Genomic DNA, 17,144 nt, shown 5'->3' with positions numbered 1-17,144 from the left:
GTCAGCAAAAATGAAAACCGTGATTGCCTACTTTACCATTGACCTTCCCCCACAGGAAGCTGCGACCGTGAATCGCTATGGATACACAAACACCACAACTCCGCCGGGATTTCCTGTACTACGCCACCGCCGGAACGGGCGCGGTTGCCGTAGGGGCTGCGGTCTGGCCATTGCTCAATCAGATGAACCCATCCGCCGATGTCCGCGCGCTGTCCCAGATCCGCGTCGATATCTCCGGTGTGGAACCCGGAACGCAATTGACTGTCAGTTTTCTCGGCAAGCCGGTGTTCATCCGGCACAGGACCGACGCGGAAATCGCGCAGGCCCGTTCGGAAGATGTGCTTTCCCTTCCTGATACCGTCGCCAGAAATCCCAACATATCCGGAGATGACCTGGCCACCGATGCAAACAGGGCAGTGGCGGGAAATGAGAATTTCTTGGTCATGATAGGCGTTTGCACGCATCTGGGATGTGTACCACTTGGTGACGGAGCCGGCGATTTTGGTGGTTGGTTCTGTCCCTGTCATGGCTCCCATTATGATACAGCAGGACGCATTCGAAAGGGTCCGGCACCGGAGAACCTGCATATTCCCACGATGTCCGTTTCGGAAGACATGATACTGACCCTGGGCTGACAGGAGCTTCGCGCATCGCGAAGGCCCATACAAATTCATACGCAGCGTTGTCGGAAGAGTCTTGACCCTCCAGTAACTGGAAGGGTTATGTGTTCAATTGTCTTGAAAACGGGAATTAGAAGATGGCCACGGACCAAGAACATCATCACGACATGACGCGCACCTCGACCGCATCAGACCCAGATACAGCGACCGACCCGGTGTGCGGCATGACCGTCGAGATAGACGAAGACACGCGCAGTGCCGAGTATGATGGAGAGGTCTTTCATTTCTGCTCGGAAAACTGCGAAACCAAGTTTGGCAAAGACCCATTTTACTATGCGTCGGGAAACGCCCAAAAGACACCAGCACATGGCGAGGCCGGTACGCAATGGACCTGCCCGATGCATCCGCAAATCCTGAAGGATGAGCCCGGGTCCTGTCCGATCTGCGGCATGGCGCTTGAACCGATGCTTCCATCGGACGAGCCGTCAGAAGAGTTGTCCGATTTCACAACACGCATGTGGATCAGCGCGGCAGCCGCCGTTCCGCTGGTTATCCTGACGATGGGTGAACTGGTCGGCCTACCTGTGCGGGAATGGATCGGACATCAGACGGCTGTCTACATCGAATTCGTCCTCGCAACCCCGATCATTCTCTGGGCGGCTCTTCCCTTCTTCAAAAGGGGGTGGGAATCGATCAGGAATATATCGCCGAACATGTGGACCCTGATCGCGCTTGGCGTCGGGGCTGCCTATATCTATTCGCTTGCCGCAACATTCCTGCCCGGCATTTTCCCCGAAGCGTATCGAAACGGCCAAAGCGTCGGGACATATTACGAAGCTGCGGTTGTGATCGTTGCGCTGATCTTTGTCGGTCAGGTGCTCGAGTTGCGCGCCCGCGAACGGACGGGTGATGCCATCCGTGCATTGCTCGATCTCGCACCAAAAACGGCGCGGCGGATCCTGCCGGACGGGACGGAATATGACGCACCTCTCGAACACATTGTTGAGGGTGACAGGTTGCGGGTACGCCCCGGCGACAGCATACCCGTCGATGCCGAGGTCCTCGAAGGGCATTCATCTATCGACGAAAGTATGATCACCGGAGAGCCGTTGCCGGTCGAGAAAACACAAGGCGACCGGGTCACAGGCGGCACGATCAACAAGAACGGCACATTGGCGATCCGGGCCACACAGGTCGGTGCGGACACGGTCCTGTCCCAGATCGTGGACATGGTGGCAGGTGCAAAGCGGTCGCGCGCGCCGATTCAGGGTCTGGCGGACCGGGTATCGTCCGTCTTTGTTCCGACGGTTGTCGTCATTGCGATCATATCCTTCGTTGTCTGGCTGTTCTTAGGGCCCGATCCCGCGCTCGCCTTCGCTGTTACTGCAGCCGTATCCGTTCTTATCATTGCTTGCCCCTGTGCCTTGGGCCTTGCGACGCCCATTTCGATCACAACGGCGGCGGGCCGCGGGGCACAGGCTGGCGTTCTGATCAAAGACGCCGAAGCACTGGAACGCATGGCGCGTGTCGATACCGTCATCGTTGACAAGACCGGAACACTCACCGAAGGGCGCCCCAAGCTGACAGACGTGGTGCCCACGGGGGACAAGGCTGAAAATGACCTGCTGACAATGGCTGCGGCCCTCGAACGGGGCTCCGAACATCCGCTGGCCGAAGCAATAGTCGAGGGTGCGCTGGCACGGGGGCTGACGCTTCCGAACGCAACGGAATTCGAAGCCGTGACTGGCAAGGGCGTGAAAGGCATGGTCGATGGCCAGGTCGTGGCACTTGGGAATCCCGCCATGATGGCAGAGATCAACGTTGACGCTTCGATTGCGGAATTTGCTGCGGACGACCTTCGTGAATCTGGAAAGACAGCAATGCTTGTGGCGATAGATGGCACTTTTGCCGGCATTGTCGCTGTTGCCGATCCCATCAAGGAGTCCACGGCAGACGCCATCGATGACCTTCATCGCCTCGGTCTCAGGGTCATAATGGCAACCGGTGACAATCAGAAAACCGCCGAAGCCGTCGCCGCAAAGCTGGGTATTGATGAAGTCCACGCAGGCGTCTTGCCCGAAGACAAGAAGGCATTGGTGGACTCCCTCAGACAAGAAGGGGCCCGGATCGCCATGGCAGGAGACGGCGTGAACGATGCCCCTGCCCTGGCGGCGGCTGATGTGGGCATTGCGATGGGCACCGGTGCCGACGTTGCCGTGGAAAGCGCAGGCATCACCCTTCTGGGTGGTGATCTTGTCGGCATCGTGCGTGCGCGCCGATTGGCAAAGGCAACGGTGCGAAACATCAAGCAGAACCTGTTTTTTGCCTTCGCCTACAATACCGCAGGTGTGCCCATCGCGGCTGGTATTCTCTACCCGTTTTTCGGCCTTCTTCTGTCGCCGATGATCGCCGCCGCCGCGATGAGCCTGTCTTCGGTCTCCGTCATTAGCAATGCACTGCGGCTGCGACGGGTACGGCTTTAGTCGCAAACTAAGGAGATAGATGATGGCAGGCGGACATCAGGGGCATATGCCGTCCGGCGGCAAGGGGCTGGCGATATCAGCCTAGTTGACCGGCATCTATTTTGTGATTGAACTGGCGATTGGCCTATGGACAGGGTCAATCGCGGTCATCTCCGACGCGTTCCATACCTTTTCGGCCGTGGGCGGTGTGCTGGTCGCCATTGTCGCGGCGCGTATGGCGTTGCGTCCGGCGGATGAAGAGCGGAGCTTTGGCTGGGCGCGCGCCGAAATCATCGGCGCCCTTGTGAATGGCGGCTTCTTGCTGGCCATGGCGGTTGTTGTCATCGCGATGGCTGCCATGCGCATGTCTGCGCCAATTGATCTTCCAACGGGTCCGATGCTGATTGCGGCTGCCGGGGGGCTCTTTACGGAGTTCATTTCGCTTGCGCTGATCTGGAAGCAAAGCAAGGAAGATCTGAACACGAAGGGAGCGTTCTGGCATATCATCCAGACCTTTGTTGGCAGTCTGTTGATCATCGTGACCGCCCTCGCAATCGAATTCACCGGGTTTCTGCTGATCGACCCGCTGCTTGGCATGGCGTTCGGGTTTGTCCTGCTATGGGCGAGCTGGGGATTGCTGAAAGAAGCGGCGCATCTTTTGATGGAAGGCACGCCTCCCGAAGTGAGTCTGCCTGAAATCAAACGTACCCTTGAAGAACTGCACGAGGTTTCCGATGTTCACAATATTCATGCCTGGGCGCTGACAAGTGGCAAGCATGTCTTCTCCGCGCATCTGCGTGTCACAGAGCAAGCAGATCAAGAAGAGGTCCTGCAAACCGCCTACGACATGCTGCGTAAGGACTTCGGGTTCTTTTTCGCAACCCTGCAGATCGAAACACGGTGCTTCGACGAAAGCGGCGCTGAGGCAATCGACCTTTCAGCGGCGAGCAGTAAGACAGGGCATAACGGCGATCTTTGAAAACAGGTCATCGTCGCGGGCAGCAATTCTCATTGTTATCGGGCAAGCGAAATACCCGCCAAGCTTTGCTACCGCACCTTTTGTTATCTCGAACCGGGCATGGTCCGGCTGATCCATTCAGGGGCGCAAATGATACGTTCCCCGGGTCGGATTTGCGATCCGGCCATCATTCACAAGCTTTCGCAAGGCCCGATAGGTGGCCTCGTGCGAAAGGTGCAGCGCGCTGGCAAAATCGACAACGGAGCTTTCAAGCAGGCCCGCCACCATACCGGCATAGACCCGTTCTTCTGCGCGGCGGATGCCTACGATCTCAAGCGCCTGACGTTGCGCTTGTATCTGCTGGGCCGCTTGCCGCGCATAGGCGCGTGCAAAATCCGGATCTGCAAAGGCAGACAAGACCGCCGCTTTGTCGATCTGTACAAACGCCCCAGCCTCCGCCACGACCGCATCGCAGTGGTATCTATCCGAAAACACCGATGCTTCGGCAAGGCTCATCCCGGGCTCGGCACGGTAGATGATAAATCGTTCGCCATCCGGGCCGACACGCTCAAGATGAACGCGCCCGCACTTAATAACATAAAGGCCGCAGGTCCGCGCGCCCTGACGAAAGACCGTATCCCCTGCGGCCCTCGTCAGCGGACGCAAGGCGGAGGGCGGTATGAGATTATAGGGTTCAGGCTTCATATGATCCAAATCATATTTCAGGGTCCGATCAGGTACTAGGCTGAATCCGAATACACTCAGGAAAGGCTGGTCCATGCGACTGATACCCGTTCTCTTCGCTGTCTTGCTTGCGACACCCGTTACGCCGCAACAAATGCATTCATCCATGGGTCACGCGTCCGACGCCCCAGGAAACCGGCCAGTCCGCCTTCGCCGCATTGGCCGAAATAGTTGTGCTGCTCCAGGCCGATCCCGAAACCGATTGGGGCGCCGTCAATATCGACAAACTGAGGGACCATCTGGTCGATATGGACCTTTTGACACGAAAGGCAGAGGTCACCCGCATTCTGCGGCCCGACGGGGCACGGTTCGAAGTGCGTGGCAGCCCGCGTGTCCTGTCGGCCATCAACACAATGGTTCCCGCCCATGCACCGTTCCTTGCCGGTGAAACAGGCTGGAGTGTTGCGTCAGAAGAAATGGAGGATGGTGTCGCACTGATCGTGGGTGGCGATGGTGAACAAATACAGGGCCTTGGTTTCTTTGGTCTGATGACAATCGGTGTACATCATCAAGAGCACCATCTGATGATTGCGAAAGGACGCAAGCCGCATCATTGAGCACGCGCCCAAGGCTCATATGCGGACCCAGGCCGCAATGGTCACTTCGCCAACACTACGCTCGGATATTCACAAAGAATCTGATGTCGACACCAGATCCGCAGAATTAACCGTCACACGCCTGCGGGACCATACGATCAGGGCCGCGCCAAGGATAATCATCGGCAACGACAGCAGTTGGCCCATTGTCAGCCCATAGCCCGCCCAATGAACCGCATGTCCAATCGGGTTGTCCTGCGTGACGAACTGCATATCAGGCTGCCGGAAGAACTCGACAAGGAACCTTGCGCTTCCGTATCCCGCCAGGAACAGGCCAGTAAGGCTTCCGGGAAAGCGCAGCCAACCGCGTTTCCAGGCCAGAAAGATCAGGACCGAGCCAAGCAGGATACCCTCCAGAAGAGCCTCATAAAGCTGGGACGGATGGCGGCCACACAGGCCCACGACGCCCGCACAGGACTGGGCCGCCTCGCCGGGGAATGCCACCGCCCAGGGCACATCGGTCGGACGGCCCCAAAGCTCGTTATTGGTGAAGTTGGCCAGCCGACCGAGGAAAAGACCCGGTGGTGTTGCAACAGCGAGCAGATCCGCCGTTGATAGAACGGGTGCGCCGTTGCGATAGCAAAAAAGCAAGGTGGCCACGACCACGCCGAAAAAGCCGCCATGAAATGACATACCACCCTGCCAGACCATGAAGATTTCGACGGGGTTCTGAAAATAGTACTGAGGTTGATAGAAAAGCACGAACCCCAGCCTGCCCCCCACGATCACGCCCAGAATGATCCATGTCAGCAGGTCTTCCAGTTGCTTGGGTTGCAGCGGCGGCGCCCCGGCCCCCCAGACTGACGAAGAGCGGACCAATGCGACACAGATGCGCCAGCCGATAAGGAGGCCAACAATATAGGCCAGCGCATACCAACGCAGGGCAAAGCGGAACGATCCGATATCAACGGCAAAAATCTCTGTTCCGATGTCAGGAAATTGGATAATCGAAGTCAGCATTCTTTGTTACCTTTGCCTGTTTCACACAAGGCCACATTTTGTTTCCCGCAACGGACGTTGGCGCGTTCAACCCTGTTGTCCCCAGCCCAAAGCGCTGTGGTGAATGTGCCATCCTTGCGTGCGGGAGTCGGTTCCGTTGAACCAGAGATGACGCACATCGCCACCCGCGTCCATGTGTTCAGGCGCTTGTATCCCATGAGTTTTGTACTTGTTTGTAACGGTTGGAAGCTCCGCCGCCTACTGGATCCGTCCGTCGCGGGAAATCAGCCGATCAAGGTCGCGCTCCATGATCTGAATTCGCTCCCGCGTCCTGCAACGACCATTGCGCAACCACATCTATGATCACGGATATGTTCATTGAAGTTGCGCGCGCCCGGCACAATTCAACGGATCATGACGGCACATAATGGTGATAACCGGGATCAAAGCAGGACCAGCGGCATCGCAAAAGGAGTTCAGATGTTTATACGGTCCCTCGCAGCGACACTTTTCATCGCTTTTGTTGCATTAGCTGCAAACGCCCCGCCCCTCTATGCGCAAGGAAAGACAATTCCATTCGATGGAAGCTGGAAAGAACAGGGCCTCTTGCGGCTCTTTTCGAACGAGTACGGCCTGCAAGGTCGGCGGCTGGACGTGATTTCCGATGGCACGGTTTCGGTTCTCTGGCGTCCGGTCAGCGCAGCCCTTGGCACCGCAAAGGCAGCAATGTGGGAATGGTCCGTCACGCAGGGTGTTAAGGGAACCGACCTCACACGGCGCGGCGGCGATGATCGCAATCTTGCTTTGTACTTCATATTCGTCGATCCGCAGACCGCAAGCACGCTTGGCCGAACAACGGCGCGCAAATTGCTGCGTGATCCCAATACGCGGGCGCTGGTTTATGTCTGGGGTGGCAATCATGCGAAAGGCGCATTGCTGAACAGCCCCTACTCGACGGGTCTCAAATCGAAAATTCTGCAAACGGCGCAAACCGGCAACTTCACCGAGAATGTGAACCTGGATCGCGATTTCGTGCGTGCGTTCGGGGACATGCCAAAGGTTCTGGTCGGTCTTGCGGTGACAGCCGACAGCGATGATACCGACGGAAAGATCCTTGCGGCCATTCAGGACCTGCAGATACGTTAGGTGCTCTCCGGTATTCCGCCAAACCTGGGCGCCAATCTGCAATGTATCAATATATCTCGCCGGGACGCCCTTCCGCAACGGTGGGGGATGTGGGTTGCAGGCCCCAGAAACGGAATACACGGAAACCCATGCTTAAGCGTCTTCAGATGATGGTTGCGCTTGGCGCAGCCACGCTCCCCCTGCCCCTGAGTGCGGCTTCGGTGCCTGTCACCCTGACGCCCGGCCTTCACCCGGATCGGGTCGCGGGACATTGCAATGCTTGGATTCAATGGCACCTGTCCCGGCCCCGAAATCAGACAGCGCTAGAACGATATTCTGCGGGCGCGGGTGGAAAACGGGCTGGAGGACGGGACCCTCGTACACTGGCATGGCATTCGGTTGCCCAACGCGATGGACGGCGTAAACGTGCTGACACAGGATGTCATCATCCCGAATGAGGGTTACGAGTACCGGTTTCCGGTTTCCGGTTCCCGATGCCGGAACCTACTGGTATCACTCCCACTACCTTTCCTACGAACAGGTCGCCCGCGGACTGTTCGGCCCCTGATCGTCGAAGAACCTGCCCCGCCAGACGTGGATCAGGACATCACGGCCATCCTCTTCGACATTCGGCTTGATGACACCGGCCAGTTCGACATGGAATTCGACCGCGCTGATTTCATAACAGCAGGTAGGCTGGGGGACTTGATGACCACCTTCCTGTCGTCTGAGCAGGCGCGGCTGGGGGATCACATCCGGTTGCGTCTGATCAATCCGACACCGGATCGCATTTTCGAGATACGTATCGACGGGCTGACGGGCTTTTGTGTGGCCTATGACGGGATGCCGCTGCCCGAGCTGGTTTCGCTGGGCAATCTAAAACTCGCACCGGCGCAGCGCATCGACATCATCGCAGATGTGACGGGTGATGTGATCCTAAGAGAAACCGTGCCTTCGGGTGGCGAGGAACTGGGGGGCATTATGTTGAACGGTCAGCGACAAATCCGGTCTGCGCCGATAGCTCCCCTCCCCGCGAACCTCGTGCCCGCGCCCGGAGAGATCACGCAAACGGCAGATCTCTTCATGCAAGGCGGTGCCGGGGACGGCGCGCACGGCGGGTTCGGGGGCTGGGCCTTCAACGACGTGAGCGGTCTGCCGAACAAACCGCTGATTTCGGCAAGACGTGATGAAGCAGTGCAGGTGCGGATGGTGAACGACACTGCTTTTCCGCACGGTATCCACCTGCATGGCCACCATTTCTGGGAAACCGATCAGAATGGTGCGCGAACCCACCTTCGCGACACGACCCTCGTAGCGCCGGGCAAGACGATGACGATTGTGTGCGTACTCGACAATCCCGGCGCGTGGATGCTGCACTGCCATATGCTGAGCCATCAGGCTGATGGCATGGCGACCTGGGTGCAAGTCAGCTGAGGTCGGAGCGGTGGTTGCGCCAACCGTTGACGCGAAGCTGTGCCACAACGGGATATCGCTCTTAACAACAAGCACAGGCCCGTCATACAAAAGTTTACATGGCACTCGCCAAAATTTGCCTATGCTCAGGTTGTGAATGACGCTGGTCTGATAATCGGAAAGGTGCGCAATGCCATCAAAAATCCATTCTGTTTTGAGTGTTGCGTATCTGTTTGCGGCCATGACGGCAAACATTGCCCTTGCCGAGCCGTTGGAGTTCTCCGACCTGGCCCCACCGGTCGGGAACAATGCGCAGGAACCCACCCTGTTCGCACTGCAAGATGATCGGGTCCTGCTGGGTTGGACCGAACCACACCCTGACGGGTTTGCGGTAGAATTGTCGGTCCTTGAAAACGCAGAATGGAGCGCGGCCCGCACTGTTACCGTGTCCGACGAACTCTTCGTGAACTGGGCCGATTTTCCGTCCGTTGTTGCGCTTGATGACGGTACCTTTGCGGCTCACTGGCTGTGGGAAAATTCCAAAAACGACTATGCCTATGACGTCAAGATCTCTCTTTCGCCGGATGAGGGCCTGACATGGAGCGCTCCGATAACGCCACATGATGATCGGTCGGTCAGCCAACACGGTTTTGTCACGCTCCAGCCGCTCGAAGACGGTTCCTTGATGTCTGTCTGGCTTGACGGACGCGCATATGACAAGCCGCTTTTCACCAGCGCAGCCAGCAACTACCCGGATGCCATGCAGTTGCGCGCAACCCGGATCACGCCCGAAGGCACGCGAACCGATGATGTTCTTGTCGATGCGCAGACCTGTTCATGCTGCCAGACGTCCGCCGCATCGCTGGACGATGGCACCGTCCTTGTCGCATACCGCGACAGAACAGATGCGGAAATCAGGGATATATCTGTCGTAAGACACCAAGGCGGCATGTGGTCAGAACCAACAAACGTCCACAATGACGGCTGGGAAATCTCCGGCTGCCCGGTCAATGGCCCCGCCATCGCGACCGCCAGCCAAACAGCCGCCGTGGCCTGGTTCACGGCTGCAAATGACAAGCCGGAAGTCAAGGTTGCGTTCTCTTCCGACGGCGGAAGGAATTTTGGCGATCCGGCGAAAGTCAGCCTGGGCATTGCTGCCGGTCGGGTAGATGTTCTCATGCTGGACCCTCAGACTGCGTTCGTGACGTGGGTCGAATGGGCAAATGAGAGCGAGGTGATCCTTGCTTGCCAGATCACAACCGGTCAGCAGTGTAAGGACCTGCAACTGATTGCGCGAAACAACGGCGCAGGTTCGGTCAACTTCCCGCGCACGGCGCGAACGAATGAAGGGGTTTACCTGTCGTGGACACAGCCCAGCAACTCGGATGATCCGGAACCGAGTTCGACTATACGCACGGTTTTCGCTTCCTATTGAAGGTTTCCGGACGAAAGCCGATGGTTCTTTCGCTTGGCTCACATCAGGAGTGGGTCCATCGATCACCGTCAACAAGAATCGCATTTCCTGCAATAGGGCTACCGGCAAATGACGGTGATTTCTCATCCATAGTGACTGGTCTCTGGCCCGGAAATTGTAGCGTGCCACGCTTTTTCATGATCCCGGTCCCGAGCATATGACCCACCAGCGCTACCCAGGTAATGCCGGTGAAATTCAGAAAGAAAGGAAGACCTGCGACAGACGTAATGCCGCCGATGGCGAACACCCACAGGCCGAACCCCTAAATCGCCGAGGGCAAAAACCAGTTCGTCTGCCCCGCGATGCGGTGCCAAACTGGTCTAAAGACGAACAACCAACCGACGGGATAGCCAATCAGGCCAACAAGACAAAAATGTACGAAATATCCCGCGAAATCACCGCTCGGCAGACCAAGGCTGCCGAGTAAGCTCCTCGCTAGCCCGTGCGGTGACAACCGCGAAAAGCCCAAGCCCGGGCTGATGATCTGACCCAACAGATCGAACGCGACGGTTGCAAAAAAAACCTGCGACGAACATTAACCCTAATGTTCGGGCGTTGAATGCGGGTAGTGAACCTGTTGTGCGAGAATCAGTGTCAACTGTATTCATGGCGATTCTTTCTTTGTATTGCGGGCGATCAAATAGACAGGGGCTAATGTAATCACCAATTGTTGACCCAGCGACGTTCTCGGCAACTCCCGATCACTTTCCATCTTGATGAGATCGGTCTGTTTATGAACCCCGCCACAATAACCAACCTAATGACAAAACGATGGGATGTGCACTGCTGGCTCTAATATGTGATTATCCGTTACCGCCGTCAGCCTCCATGCCGAGAGAATGCTGACCGCCACAAGCACTTTGTGGCTTTGTACGCGCTGGTTCACAATGAGCGCTGCTTATGAGTCGGTGTCGCCGGAATTTCTCGTCTTTTCACCCCGCGCAGCAGCTGAGTTTGGCTACATCCTTGTCGAAGGTTTGTGCGGCGAGTTTCAGCCCTTCAACCGTGGTCAGATATGGGAAGATCGTCTCTCCAAGTGCCTTGGTGGTCATGCCGAATTTAAGCGCCATTGCCAGTGTCTGAATCGTGTCCGATCCCTCTGGTGCCGCGATCTGACCGCCCAGCAGGCGGTCGGTCTTGACGTCGGCCACCAGCTTAATCACGCCGCGGGTATCGCGTGCAGCGACGGCGCGGGGCACGTTGTCGAGCGTGATCACACTGGTTTTGACCTCGTGCCCCGCCGCCCTGGCCTCAACCTCCGAAAGGCCGACGCCGGCCACTTGCGGGTCGGTAAACACGACCCAGGGCATCGCCGCATTCTCATAGCGCATCGGCTCCACTCCAAGGGCGTTGTTGATCCCCACCTTGGCGCCATAGGCCGCCATATAAACAAACTGGTCACGGTCGGTGACATCGCCTGCCGCCCAGACGCCGGCCCGTGTGGTGGCCATGTCGGGGCCGACCTTGATCGAGCCGCGTCCGTCAGTCTCGATCCCAAGCTCTTCCAAACCAAGGTCCTGGGAATTGGCGATCCTGCCGGTGGTCACAACCAGCCGCTCGGCGGTCAGATCCTCGGTCTTGCCACCCCGTTCGACAGTCAGACTGACGCCGCCCGCAGCTTTCGCGACCGAGACGTAAGCAAGACCGGTCTCGACCGTGATGCCCTCGACCTTCAGCGCCTCCGTCAGCGCCTCGGTCACCTCCGGCTCGGCACCCGGCAGAAGGCGCGAGCGGGTCACTAGCGTGACCTTCACCCCCAGTCTCGAGGCCATTTGCGCCAGCTCGCAGCCGATATAGCCGCCGCCCAGCACGAGGATGCTTTCGGGCCGGTCAGGCAGGCTCAGAAGGCCCCAGGAATCAAGTGCTTCCACGGCGTCGATACCCTCGATCGCGGGCATGTGCGGGCGCGAGCCGGTGGCGATCAGGATGCGAGGGGAGGAAATGACCCGCTCGGTGACAGCGACTCCACCCTCGACCAATCGCGCCGGGCCTTCGTCGATATAGGTGACGTTCTCATAGGCGGGCAGCAGGTCGATATATTTCTTGTGCCGCATCTCCGCGACCAGATCGGCGGTGCCTTTCACCACGCCACCCCAATCCACGGCATGGGCGCAAGGCGAGATGCCCGGAAACCGGGCAGCGGACGTGCCACCGTGCACCGCTTCGGCGGCGCGGATCATTGCCTTGGACGGTACGCAACCGACATTCACACAGGTGCCGCCGATGGTGCCGTGCCCGATAAGCGCCACGCGCTTTCCGGCATCGGCTGCCGTGATCGAGGCAGAAAACCCGGCCGAGCCGGCACCAACGACAATGAGGTCATATTGGTCGCCGCTGACCTCTTTCGATGAGCAGCAATCCTTTTTCTTGACGGTCTGGTCCATGTCTTCTTCCTTGGCCTGCGACCGGACATCGCGACGGTCGCCCGGCCAAAATTCTGAAATTACACCATCGACCCGATGTCGGAGGCATAGCTCGGATAAGCGAAAATCATGGCCTTGATCTGATTGGCGGTCTGTCCGGTGCCCATGGCCATTGCGAGCAAGTTGATCTGTTCCTCGGATCCCGGCCCGATCAAATGCGCGCCGAGGATTTTGCCGCTGCCCTGTTCGACAAGAACCTTGAATCCGGTGTGTTTAGCGCCGACGCGCAGCGACGAATACCAGCCTTCGGTCTTCTCGAATTGCACATCGAATTTCAGCCCCTGCTCCCTGGCCGCCGCTTCCGACAAGCCTACCGTGGCCACCATCGGCAGGGTGAAGACCACTGACGGGATCGGCGGGTATTTGATCTCCCTAGCGTCCTCTCCGGCGAGAAGATTTTTGCCTGCGATGCGCCCCTCTGCCGCCGATACGGGAGTGAGATTGAGGCCGCTGTCGGCGCAGTCGCCGGCCGCGAAAATGGCCGGGTTGGTGGTGCGCATCGCGTTGCTCACCTTGATGCCGCGGCGCGAGTATTCGACGCCAGCGGCCTCGAGGTTCAGCCCGTCTATGTTGGGCACGCGGCCGGTGCCATGCACCACCAGGTCGCAAGTGATCGTTTCGGTGCCGTCGGGACGTTCCACGGTGACCACGAATTCGTCGCCCTGCTTCTCGATCTTCGCCACCTTCGCATTGGTGCGCAGATCAATGCCAAGTTCCTCGGTGCCTTCGACCAGCATTTCGACCAGGTCGGGATCGAAATTGCCCAGGGGACGATCCATCATCTCCAGCACGGTCACTTCGCTGGCCCCGGCGCGCTTGACGATATGGGAGAATTCCATCGCGATGAAGCCACCGCCGACAAAGGCGATGCGGTCGGGCCGCTCGGGCAGTTCAAGAAACTCGGTGCTGGTGGTCAGATGCTCTTCGCCGGGAATGTTCAGCGTCATCGGCCGCGCGCCCGTGGCGATGTGGAAATGCTTCGCCGTCAGGGTTTCGCCGTTCAACTCGATCCCATCGGGGCCGGTAAACCGCGCCTCTCCGTGCAAGACGTCGATCCCGGCCTTTTCCAGCCCGCCTTCAATGCGAGGCGGCATGTTGTCGGTGAAGCTGCGCTTGAAGGCGATCATGTCGGGCCAGTTGACCGAAGGTTGCGCCTCCAGCCCCTTGCCCTTCATGTTTTCCGTCCATTCAACGCCCTCGGTGACCGCGATCAGCATTTTCTTGGGGTCGCAGCCGCGCAGGGCGCAGGTGCCGCCATGGGGCTCGCTGTCGATGCTGGCGACGCTCCAGCCGGCATTCGCCGCCATCCGGGCGACGCCATTTCCAGCAGTGCCGCCGCCGATCACGATGAGGTCATACGTCTTGGTCATACCTGTTCCTTTCCTTGTGCCAGCTTCTCTTGATCTGGCTCACTGCTTAACTGCCTGATTTTCTAAGCCAGAGCGCATATCCCGCCACCGCCAAAGCGGCGGCAACCGAGATCCGGAGAGCAAAGCGGAACTCCAGCCAGAACAGCAGAGCCGAAAGAACAACCGCCAAGCCGATGAGAAGGGCTTTCGGACTGTGCCCTGGTCTGCCGGCTTGCTGCCACAGGGCATATGCAACCACACTCAGCGAGGCAAAGAGCATCGGGAAAAGCGCGTAGTCGAACCAACCAACAATGGCAGAAAGTCCGAACCCGGCGACGATCAGCACTAGGAACGGCGTGAAGCAACAGATCGCCACAACGACGCTGCCGATGAGGCCGCGCCGCAAAAGGGTCGTGGGTTCATTGTTATTGTTCATGTTTGTCATGCTGTCTCCAGCTTCGGGTGCGGGTCGGCGAATGCCATCAGGAATCGCCGGACTCGACGATGTCCGCCGGATAGCCGGTGGCGCGGATTGCTTCGACGATCATGTCCTGATCGGCGGCCTCGTCATCAAAGGCGACGATGTAGGTGCCGGTGCCAAAGTCCTCTCCCTCCGTGAAGTCGATGATCTCGACCGAGGGAACGCCCCGCATGGCCACCGCCACCGTGTAGGAGCAGGTCGGGCATGTCAGTTCGCCGACCCCGATATTGATGCGCTGTTCGGCGGCGCTGGCGGGGAAAGTTGCGAGAGTTCCAACGACCGCAAGGGCAAGATGAAGTGACTTCATGGGTTCGGCCTTTCAGTAGGACAGAAGGTAAGGGGTGAGATAGGGAAAGATCATCGCGACGGCGACGATGGCGGTGGCAACCCAAAGAATGGATCGCATGAGTGTCCGGTTCATGGGACGCGCGCAGGTGCCATCCGCGCAGACTGCGGCCGGGATCGGACGGTAGGCCTTGTAAAATCCATAGCCGATAAAGGCGGCACTCAACGCGAAGGTGATCCATTTGTACTGGTAGAGAACGCCCAGCTGCGCAATGAACACGCCGGTGACGCCGAAGCTGACCAGCACCAGCGGCAGGATGCAGCATGAGGTCATGGCCAGCGCGCCAAGCGCGCCGAGCCAGGTTGTCGCCCATGCTTTTTTGTCGGCAGCCGCTGTTTCGTCCATTGCCGTCTGCCAGCCCGCGAATGTGGTCTCAGTCATGGTTCGAATCGTCCTTGCCTCAGTGATGATCTGAGACTAGGCTCTGTAGTTGATACAGGCTCAAGGGGGTATGGTGTGAAAAATCATCACAGATCGGTGAAGATCCTGAGGCGCGGAGATCTCGCCAAGCTGACCGGATGCAACCTCGAAACCATCCGCTACTACGAGAACATCGGCGTCATGCCCGAGCCGCCGCGCACGTCGAAGAATTACCGGGCCTATGACGAGAGCCATGTCGGGCGCCTGCGCTTCATCATGCGGGCGCGCGAGCTGGGGTTCACGCTGGACGAAGTCCGCGATCTGCTCGCATTGGTCGATGGCGGGGTCCAGACCTGCGGAGAGGTGCAGGGTCTTGCAATTTCGCATCTCGCCTCGGTCCGCGCCAAGATCGACGATCTCAAACGCATTGAACGCGTGCTGTCTTCCACCGTAGCGCAATGCACCGGTGACGATGTCCCTGAATGCCCTGTGATCGACGCGCTGACGGAGGTGACCTGAAGGGCCATAGTTGAGGACGCCCACGCATGTCAGCCAAGCGTACAATGGTGCCAGCGCCGTTGTTTGCGATCATTCGTTCCCCGCGGAGTCCTGCGTGTTCGCCGCGTGTTCGGGGACCAGATAGCGCGGCACGATCCACAGATAGGCGACCATGCCGAAGAGCTCGACGAGCGACTGGAAGACGATGACAACGGCCGCCACGTTCCACTCCGGTCTAAGCACCAGCACCAGCGGAAGTACGACGAAGGAGTTGCGGGTTCCGAGCGAGAATATGACCGTTCGTCGCCCGCTAGCGGGCAATCCGGCCGCCCGCCCGGTCGCCGCACCGAGAAGAGCTGCGGCGACGAGGTAGGCGACGTAGACGCCCGCCACCTGCGCCAGAACCGGCAGCGCATCCCTTACCGCGTCGACTTGCGAGGCCGCGATCAGGAACACCACGACAGCCAGAAGCGGAACCGGCAGCCAGGCGAGGCGATTTACTATCACGGCCCGCTCCGGGCGCGCCTCTGCCCAACGCTCCAGCAGGAAAGCCGCTGTGAGCGGCAGCAGGACAAGCGCCGCAAAGACGGCGGCAATGCGGTCGGCGGCGAGAAGCTCAAGGAATGCCTCGCCGAGAAAGAGCCAAAGGAAGAGCGGCAGACAGGCGAACTGAACCGCGAGGAGGATCGGTGTCGCGGACGCGGCACGCACCGCATCGCCGCGACCGAGATGGGTGAATGTGATGAACCAGTCGGTGCAGGGCACCAGCAGCACGACAAGCACCCCGAGCCGAAGCGCAGGATCGTCAGGCAGGAACGCGATCAGCCCCCAGACCAGCAGCGGCACCAGGACGAAATTGCCGATCAGCATGGTGCCGATGAAACGCCGGTCGCGCGTCGCGCGCGGCAGGTGCGCGAGCGGCATCTGAGCGAAGGTAGTGAAAAGCATAAGCCCCAGCACCGGCCACAGCAGTGCCTCGAACACCCCCGAGATACCGGGGGCGAGCGAGCCCAAGACCAGACCGGAAAGGATGGCAGCGAGGTAGATCCAGGCTTGATGGCGTTCGAGATTTTGCAGCTTCATGTCCTGCCCCTGCTCTTTCCGAAGGCAATCTTCAAGAAGACATCACTGGACAGGCCATTGCGACAACGGCTCGTTCGTCGCTTGGAGCGTTGTATGGTCTGTCCGGTTTATATTGGTAGACCGGTCACGACCCAGTCGACAATGCTTTCATGGTAGTTGGGGACGCTGCGATAGCCGAATTGTCTCAGCCGATCAGCCGAACTCTTTGACCTCGAGCATCTGCAAAACGGTGCTCCTCACCGTTTCAGCCGTGCTGCGGATAGACGCGACATG

The 17,144-nt window shown here is 58.8% G+C and carries 18 protein-coding genes and 1 pseudogene; 11 read left to right on the top strand and 8 right to left on the bottom strand.

What is annotated here, in order from left to right:
• The first annotated feature begins 77 nt into the window (after nt 1–77).
• The 3 genes from petA (at nt 78) to BLS57_RS16305 (ending at nt 4,061) form a co-directional block, all read left to right on the top strand.
• Nucleotides 78–635 (top strand): ubiquinol-cytochrome c reductase iron-sulfur subunit, encoded by a 558-nt coding sequence (gene petA / locus BLS57_RS16315; RefSeq protein ID WP_009824465.1) that lies wholly within the window; start codon nt 78–80, stop codon nt 633–635.
• 122 nt (nt 636–757) lie between these two features.
• Nucleotides 758–3,103 (top strand): heavy metal translocating P-type ATPase, encoded by a 2,346-nt coding sequence (locus BLS57_RS16310; protein WP_043847221.1) that lies wholly within the window; start codon nt 758–760, stop codon nt 3,101–3,103.
• An 85-nt stretch (nt 3,104–3,188) separates the two neighbouring features.
• Nucleotides 3,189–4,061, top strand: coding sequence for a cation diffusion facilitator family transporter (locus BLS57_RS16305; RefSeq protein ID WP_276153439.1), 873 nt, complete (start codon nt 3,189–3,191; stop codon nt 4,059–4,061).
• 117 nt (nt 4,062–4,178) lie between these two features.
• On the opposite strand, the gene BLS57_RS16300 is transcribed toward BLS57_RS16305, so the two are convergent.
• Nucleotides 4,179–4,892, bottom strand: coding sequence for a Crp/Fnr family transcriptional regulator (locus tag BLS57_RS16300; RefSeq protein ID WP_244153710.1), 714 nt, complete (start codon nt 4,890–4,892; stop codon nt 4,179–4,181).
• A 65-nt stretch (nt 4,893–4,957) separates the two neighbouring features.
• On the opposite strand from BLS57_RS16300, the gene BLS57_RS16295 reads away from it, so the two are divergent.
• Nucleotides 4,958–5,341 (top strand): hypothetical protein, encoded by a 384-nt coding sequence (locus tag BLS57_RS16295; RefSeq protein ID WP_009824461.1) that lies wholly within the window; start codon nt 4,958–4,960, stop codon nt 5,339–5,341.
• A 69-nt stretch (nt 5,342–5,410) separates the two neighbouring features.
• Here BLS57_RS16295 and lgt read toward each other — a convergent pair whose 3' ends face one another.
• Nucleotides 5,411–6,340 carry a prolipoprotein diacylglyceryl transferase gene (lgt, locus tag BLS57_RS16290; RefSeq protein ID WP_050672452.1) on the bottom strand — a complete coding sequence of 310 codons (930 nt, stop codon included), beginning with the start codon at nt 6,338–6,340 and terminating at the stop codon, nt 5,411–5,413.
• A 357-nt stretch (nt 6,341–6,697) separates the two neighbouring features.
• Here lgt and BLS57_RS16285 point away from each other — a divergent pair, with 357 nt between their 5' ends.
• From BLS57_RS16285 to BLS57_RS19790, 6 genes and pseudogenes are all read left to right on the top strand, one after another.
• Nucleotides 6,698–7,465, top strand: a complete 768-nt coding sequence (locus BLS57_RS16285) for a DUF3047 domain-containing protein (protein ID WP_231886351.1) — start codon at nt 6,698–6,700, stop codon at nt 7,463–7,465.
• Between the two features lie 327 nt (nt 7,466–7,792).
• A pseudogene (locus BLS57_RS20000) lies at nt 7,793–7,876 on the top strand (multicopper oxidase domain-containing protein); the annotation flags it as partial.
• A gap of 7 nt (nt 7,877–7,883) precedes the next feature.
• A complete protein-coding gene (locus BLS57_RS19995) occupies nt 7,884–8,012 on the top strand; it encodes a multicopper oxidase domain-containing protein (RefSeq protein WP_306419543.1) in 129 nt (42 codons plus the stop codon).
• Nucleotides 8,013–8,038: 26 nt separating this feature from the next.
• Nucleotides 8,039–8,878, top strand: coding sequence for a multicopper oxidase family protein (locus tag BLS57_RS16280; protein WP_244153716.1), 840 nt, complete (start codon nt 8,039–8,041; stop codon nt 8,876–8,878).
• A 169-nt stretch (nt 8,879–9,047) separates the two neighbouring features.
• Entirely contained in the window at nt 9,048–10,292 is a 1,245-nt protein-coding gene (locus BLS57_RS16275; RefSeq protein ID WP_093743753.1) for a sialidase family protein, read from the top strand.
• A 196-nt stretch (nt 10,293–10,488) separates the two neighbouring features.
• Entirely contained in the window at nt 10,489–10,758 is a 270-nt protein-coding gene (locus tag BLS57_RS19790) for a hypothetical protein (protein WP_167356449.1), read from the top strand.
• Between the two features lie 505 nt (nt 10,759–11,263).
• Here BLS57_RS19790 and merA read toward each other — a convergent pair.
• Genes merA through BLS57_RS16245 form a run of 5 tightly spaced genes read right to left on the bottom strand, consistent with a single transcriptional unit; the run spans nt 11,264 to nt 15,311 of the window.
• Nucleotides 11,264–12,715 carry a mercury(II) reductase gene (merA, locus tag BLS57_RS16265; RefSeq protein ID WP_093743752.1) on the bottom strand — a complete coding sequence of 484 codons (1,452 nt, stop codon included), beginning with the start codon at nt 12,713–12,715 and terminating at the stop codon, nt 11,264–11,266.
• 59 nt (nt 12,716–12,774) lie between these two features.
• Nucleotides 12,775–14,124, bottom strand: coding sequence for a dihydrolipoyl dehydrogenase family protein (locus BLS57_RS16260; protein ID WP_093743751.1), 1,350 nt, complete (start codon nt 14,122–14,124; stop codon nt 12,775–12,777).
• A gap of 46 nt (nt 14,125–14,170) precedes the next feature.
• Nucleotides 14,171–14,548, bottom strand: a complete 378-nt coding sequence (gene merF, locus BLS57_RS16255) for a mercury resistance system transport protein MerF (RefSeq protein ID WP_093743750.1) — start codon at nt 14,546–14,548, stop codon at nt 14,171–14,173.
• 37 nt (nt 14,549–14,585) lie between these two features.
• Nucleotides 14,586–14,891: a heavy-metal-associated domain-containing protein gene (locus BLS57_RS16250; RefSeq protein WP_093743749.1), complete on the bottom strand. Its 306-nt coding sequence runs from the start codon at nt 14,889–14,891 to the stop codon at nt 14,586–14,588.
• 12 nt (nt 14,892–14,903) lie between these two features.
• Nucleotides 14,904–15,311, bottom strand: a complete 408-nt coding sequence (locus BLS57_RS16245) for a mercuric transporter MerT family protein (RefSeq protein WP_208597590.1) — start codon at nt 15,309–15,311, stop codon at nt 14,904–14,906.
• Nucleotides 15,312–15,407: 96 nt separating this feature from the next.
• Between BLS57_RS16245 and BLS57_RS16240 the strand changes: the two genes are divergently transcribed.
• Entirely contained in the window at nt 15,408–15,809 is a 402-nt protein-coding gene (locus BLS57_RS16240; protein WP_093743748.1) for a MerR family transcriptional regulator, read from the top strand.
• A gap of 69 nt (nt 15,810–15,878) precedes the next feature.
• On the opposite strand, the gene BLS57_RS16235 is transcribed toward BLS57_RS16240, so the two are convergent.
• Nucleotides 15,879–16,871, bottom strand: coding sequence for an arsenic resistance protein (locus BLS57_RS16235; protein ID WP_093743747.1), 993 nt, complete (start codon nt 16,869–16,871; stop codon nt 15,879–15,881).
• Nucleotides 16,872–17,144 lie beyond the last annotated feature (273 nt).

It is taken from the genome of Sulfitobacter delicatus (assembly GCF_900102535.1).
Lineage (GTDB): Bacteria > Pseudomonadota > Alphaproteobacteria > Rhodobacterales > Rhodobacteraceae > Sulfitobacter > Sulfitobacter delicatus.
The sequence above is the reverse complement of the archived record's forward strand: the minus strand, read 5'-3'. Positions and strand labels throughout refer to the sequence as shown.

Coding starts and splice junctions, on each gene's coding strand:
- BLS57_RS16275 (WP_093743753.1), top strand. CDS start 9,048: ATGCCATCAAAAATCCATTCTGTTTTGAGTGTTGCGTATCTGTTTGCG.
- lgt (WP_050672452.1), bottom strand. CDS start 6,340: ATGCTGACTTCGATTATCCAATTTCCTGACATCGGAACAGAGATTTTT.
- BLS57_RS16250 (WP_093743749.1), bottom strand. CDS start 14,891: ATGAAGTCACTTCATCTTGCCCTTGCGGTCGTTGGAACTCTCGCAACT.
- BLS57_RS19790 (WP_167356449.1), top strand. CDS start 10,489: ATGACCCACCAGCGCTACCCAGGTAATGCCGGTGAAATTCAGAAAGAA.
- merA (WP_093743752.1), bottom strand. CDS start 12,715: ATGGACCAGACCGTCAAGAAAAAGGATTGCTGCTCATCGAAAGAGGTC.
- BLS57_RS16245 (WP_208597590.1), bottom strand. CDS start 15,311: ATGACTGAGACCACATTCGCGGGCTGGCAGACGGCAATGGACGAAACA.
- BLS57_RS16300 (WP_244153710.1), bottom strand. CDS start 4,892: ATGGATGAATGCATTTGTTGCGGCGTAACGGGTGTCGCAAGCAAGACA.
- BLS57_RS16260 (WP_093743751.1), bottom strand. CDS start 14,124: ATGACCAAGACGTATGACCTCATCGTGATCGGCGGCGGCACTGCTGGA.
- BLS57_RS16310 (WP_043847221.1), top strand. CDS start 758: ATGGCCACGGACCAAGAACATCATCACGACATGACGCGCACCTCGACC.
- merF (WP_093743750.1), bottom strand. CDS start 14,548: ATGACAAACATGAACAATAACAATGAACCCACGACCCTTTTGCGGCGC.
- petA (WP_009824465.1), top strand. CDS start 78: ATGGATACACAAACACCACAACTCCGCCGGGATTTCCTGTACTACGCC.
- BLS57_RS16235 (WP_093743747.1), bottom strand. CDS start 16,871: ATGAAGCTGCAAAATCTCGAACGCCATCAAGCCTGGATCTACCTCGCT.
- BLS57_RS19995 (WP_306419543.1), top strand. CDS start 7,884: ATGTCATCATCCCGAATGAGGGTTACGAGTACCGGTTTCCGGTTTCCG.